This is a genomic window from Actinomadura sp. BRA 177 (genome assembly GCF_013372625.1).
Classification (GTDB): domain Bacteria; phylum Actinomycetota; class Actinomycetes; order Streptosporangiales; family Streptosporangiaceae; genus Spirillospora.
Genome location: NZ_JABXFD010000345.1, coordinates 1 through 4,293 on the forward strand (window position 1 = coordinate 1; position 4,293 = coordinate 4,293).

The following is a 4,293-nucleotide window of genomic DNA, read 5'->3' on the forward strand; positions in this document are numbered from 1 at the left end:
ACCATGAGGTGTCGCCGAAACGGGCAGATCACCCAGGTTGTCAGCCGTCCTGTGGCCAGTGCTCAGCACGAGGGGGAGACACGCATATGTCAGAGGCCGTCCGCGGGGCTCCGGGCCCCGCCGCCGGGGCCGGCGCGCCGCCGCTCATCGGCATCACCACCTACCAGGAGCCGGCCCGCTGGGGGGTCTGGGTGCGCGAGGCCGCGCTCCTGCCCGTGCCGTACGTGCGCGCGGTCGAGCGGGCCGGCGGCGTCCCGGTGCTGCTGCCGCCGACCGCGGCGCTGCGCGGGGTGGACGCCCGCGTCGCCCGGCTGGACGGCATCGTCCTCGGCGGCGGCGGCGACCTGGACCCGGGCCTGTACGGCGCCGCCCGGCACCACGAGACCGGGCCGCCGCAGCCGCAGCGCGACCGGTTCGAGCTGGCGCTGGTCCGCGCGATCGTGGCCGCGGACCTGCCGTTCCTGGCGATCTGCCGGGGCATGCAGGTGCTGAACGTCGCGCGCGGCGGCGCGCTCATCCAGCACCTGCCGGAGGCCGTCGGCCACAAGGGGCACGCGCCCGAGACCGGCATCGTCGGCTCGCACCCGGTGCGGATCGGCGCGACCAGCCTGGTCGGCAAGATCCTGGGCGACGCGGCCGACGTCCCGACCTACCACCACCAGGCGGTCGGGCGGCTCGGCAAGGGCCTGTCGGCCGTGGCCTGGGCCGACGACCAGGTGGTGGAGGCCGTCGAGCTGCAGGGCCACCGCTTCGGCCTCGCCGTCCAGTGGCACCCGGAGGAGGGCGACGACCCGCGCCTGTTCGAGGCGCTGACCGCGGAGGCCGCCGGCCGCTGACCGGGGGTTGGCGTTCCGGTTCCGGGGGAAGCGAACCGGGAGAAACCGCCGCCTGCCCCGGGAGCCGCCGCATGCCCGTCCACCCGCAGACCGTGAGCTTCCTGGAGCTGCTCGCGACCTGGACGGCCCCGCCGCCCGGCGCGTCGGCGGAACCCACGATCGCGGAGATGCGGGAGCGGATCGGCGCGGCGTTCCCCGTCGTGCGGCGCGAGCTTCCGCAGGTGCGCGACATCGAGGTGCGCGGGCCCGGCGGCCCGGTGCCGGTGCGGCTGTACCGCCCCGCACCGCCCGGGCGGGGGCCGTTGCCCGCGGTCGTCTACCTGCACGGCGGGGGCTGGGTGCTCGGCGACGTCGACAACGTGGACGCCGCGTGCCGCGACCTCGCGTCCGCCGCCGGATGCGTCGTCCTGAACGTCGGGTACCGGCTGGCCCCCGAGCACCCGTTCCCCGCCGCCGTGGACGACGCGTGGGCCGTCGTCGCGTCGGCGGCGCGGGAGCCCGAGCGCTACGGCATCGTCCCCGGCGCGGTGGCGGTGGCCGGCGACAGCGCCGGCGGGAACCTCGCCGCCGCCGTCGCGCTGCTCGCCCGCGACCGCGGGCTGCCGCTCGTCCACCAGCTGCTCGTCTACCCGGTGACCGACACGGCGATGGACACCCCGAGCTGGCGCGAGTACGGGACCGGGTACGGGCTGGACGCGGGCACGCTCGCCCGGTTCATGGACCTGTACCGCGGCGGCGCCGACCCGTCCGACTTCCGGCTGGCCCCGCTGCGCGCCCCCGACCTGGGCGGCGCCGCGCCCGCGACCGTCATCACCGCCGAATGCGACATCCTGCGCGACGAGGCCGAGGCGTACGCCCGCCGGCTCGCCGCGGCCGGGGTGCCGGTCGAGCTGCGCCGCTACGCCGGCGTCGTGCACTCCTTCTTCCTGCTGCCCGAGATCTTCGACGCCGGTGCCGAGGCGATGGAGTTCGCTGTGCGACGATTGCGCGCGGCATTCGGTGATCGCGAGCGGGAGGACGGCGCGGCATGTACGACGGGTACGAGCGGCTGAGGATCGACTGGGCGGCGGACGGGGTGCTGCGGGTCACGATCAGCACGCCCGGCAAGCTCAACGCGGTCGACACCGTCGGGCACCGGGAGCTCGCGGAGATCTGGCGGGACGCCGACGCCGACGACGCCGTCCGCGCGATCGTGGTGCGCGGCGAGGGGACGGCGTTCTCCGCCGGCGGCGACATCGCCATGATCGAGGAGATGATGGCCGACCACGCCGCGCGCCGCCGCATCATGCGCGAGGCCCGCGACATCGTGATGAACGTGCTGAACTGCTCGAAGCCGGTGGTCAGCGCCGTGCAGGGCCCGGCGGTGGGAGCGGGGCTCGCGGTGGCGCTGCTGGCCGACATCTCGGTCGCCGGCCGCACCGCGAAGATCATCGACGGGCATGTGCGGCTGGGCGTGGCGGCCGGCGACCACGCGGCGATCGTGTGGCCGCTGCTGTGCGGGCTGGCGAAGGCCAAGTACTACCTGATGCTCAACGACGTCCTGACCGGCGAGGAGGCCGAGCGGATCGGCCTCGTCTCGCTGTGCGTGGACGACGGCGAGGTGCACGACCGCGCCCTGGAGATCGCCGGGCGGCTCGCGGCCGGTCCGGCCGAGGCGCTGTCGCTCACCAAGCACGCGCTGAACAACTGGCTGCGGCTCGCCGGGCCGACGTTCGACGCGTCCCTGGCGATGGAGTTCTTCGGGTTCACCGGCCCGGACGTGCGGGAGGGCGTCGCCGCGATCCGGGAGAAGCGCCCGCCGAAGTTCCAGTAGGCGGCGCTCAGCCGCGTGGACGCCCCGCGCGAGGGTCTTGGTCATCGCCTCCGCGTCGGCGGCGTCCGCGGAGAAGGCGGCCGCGGACGCCGCCGGGCCGGCCTGCCGGCGGGCGGGGGCTAGTACGACTTGGGCAGGCCCAGTTCGTGCTGTGCGATGTGGGCGAGGACCAGTTCCTCCGCGACCGGGATGTTCTTGGCGATCCGGGCGTCGCGGAACATCCGGGCGATCGGGTACTCCATCGAGTACGCCATCCCGCCGTAGGTCTGGAAGGCGCGGTCGGCGGCCTGCCAGGCCGCGTCCGCCGCGGTGAGCTTGGCGATGTTGGCCTCCGAGCCGCAGGGGCGGCCCCGGTCCCACAGCCACGCGGCCTTGTAGGTCATCAGCCGGGCCAGCTCCAGCTGCGCCTTGGCCTTGGCCAGCGGGAACGCGATGCCCTGGTTCGTCCCGATCGGCTTGCCGAACGGCGCCCGGTCGGTGGCGTACTCGCAGGCGAGCTTCAGCACCAGCCCGCCCGAGCCGACGCCGCCCGCCGCGGCCAGGATCCGCTCGGGGTTGAGGATGTCCCACAGGACGAGGAACCCCTGGTCGACCTCGCCGAGGACGCGGTCCGCCGGCACGCGCACCTCGTCCAGGAACACCGTGCTGGACGCGACGGTGTTGGTGCCGAGCTTCGGGATCGGCTGGAAGGTGAGCGTGCCGTCGGCGACGGCCGCCTTGACGTCCACCAGCAGGACGGTGAAGCCGGACGTGCGGGGACGCGCCTCGGCCGCCGGGATCGTCCGGGTGACGAGGACCAGGTAGTCGGCGCGCTCGACCCCGGAGATCCAGATCTTCTGCCCGCTGACCAGGAAGTGGTCGCCGTCGCGGCGCGCCTGGGTGGAGATGTTGATGGCGTTGCTGCCCGCGTCCGGCTCGGTGATCGCGAAGCAGGTCTCGATCTCCCCGGACACGATCTTGGGCAGGAACTCGCGCTTCTGCTCCTCGGTCCCGTGCCGGGCGATGGTCAGGCCGCCGAACGCGGGCGTGAGCAGGTACATGAAGGACGCGGCGCCGCCCGCGCCGCCCTCGGCCAGCGCCTCCAGGGCGACCGCCAGCTCCAGCAGCCCCTGGCCTCCGCCGCCGTGCTCCTCCGGGACGGCGAGGGCGTGCCAGCCGCCCTGGACCAGTTCCCGCCAGACCTCCTCGGGCCAGCGCTTCTCCGCGTCGCAGCGGCTCCAGTACTCCTGGTCGTACTTCCCGGCGATCGCCAGCACGCCCTCGCGCACCGCGGCCGCGCTCTCCGGCAGGTCGAAGTCCACCGCGCCTCCCTCATCTCGCGTGCGCACCACGGTAGCCGATTTCAGTAAGTGACCACTGACGCGGGGTGCGGTCATTGAAGCCGTCCTCACCGGGTAGGCGATCGGACGGACGTTCGACACGGGAGGGGGAGGCCATGCGGCCCCGCGACAGGTGGATGCTGGCCGGCGGACGGTGGAGCCAGGGCACCGGGGAGGACGTGTTCTCGGTGGACGACCCGGCGACCGGCGAGCCGCTGGGGGTGGTGGCGGTGTCCACGCCGGCGGACGTGGCCACCGCCACCACCCTGCCGCTGTACCAATCAGACCCTCCGAACACACAGAGACGCCAGGACAACAGTATCAA

Annotated in this window: 5 protein-coding genes; 4 read left to right on the top strand and 1 reads right to left on the bottom strand. The window is 74.2% G+C overall.

Annotation, left to right across the window (positions count from 1 at the left end):
• Positions 1 to 86: 86 nt before the first annotated feature.
• The 3 genes from HUX53_RS18635 (at position 87) to HUX53_RS18645 (ending at position 2,649) form a co-directional block, all read left to right on the top strand.
• The gene (locus tag HUX53_RS18635; RefSeq protein ID WP_176404486.1) at positions 87 to 836 is read left to right on the top strand and encodes a gamma-glutamyl-gamma-aminobutyrate hydrolase family protein; all 750 of its coding nucleotides are present in this window, start codon (positions 87 to 89) and stop codon (positions 834 to 836) included.
• A gap of 71 nt (positions 837 to 907) precedes the next feature.
• Positions 908 to 1,888 carry an alpha/beta hydrolase gene (locus HUX53_RS18640; RefSeq protein ID WP_176404487.1) on the top strand — a complete coding sequence of 327 codons (981 nt, stop codon included), beginning with the start codon at positions 908 to 910 and terminating at the stop codon, positions 1,886 to 1,888.
• On the top strand, positions 1,864 to 2,649 hold the full coding sequence (locus tag HUX53_RS18645; RefSeq protein WP_176404488.1) for an enoyl-CoA hydratase/isomerase family protein: 786 nt from the start codon (positions 1,864 to 1,866) through the stop codon (positions 2,647 to 2,649). The genes HUX53_RS18640 and HUX53_RS18645 overlap by 25 nt, the downstream gene beginning before the upstream one ends.
• Before the next feature lie 119 nt (positions 2,650 to 2,768).
• On the opposite strand, the gene HUX53_RS18650 is transcribed toward HUX53_RS18645, so the two are convergent.
• A complete protein-coding gene (locus tag HUX53_RS18650) occupies positions 2,769 to 3,950 on the bottom strand; it encodes an acyl-CoA dehydrogenase family protein (RefSeq protein ID WP_176404489.1) in 1,182 nt (393 codons plus the stop codon).
• A gap of 134 nt (positions 3,951 to 4,084) precedes the next feature.
• On the opposite strand from HUX53_RS18650, the gene HUX53_RS18655 reads away from it, so the two are divergent.
• On the top strand, positions 4,085 to 4,293 hold a 209-nt coding region (locus HUX53_RS18655; protein ID WP_217919600.1), incomplete at its 3' end, for a hypothetical protein.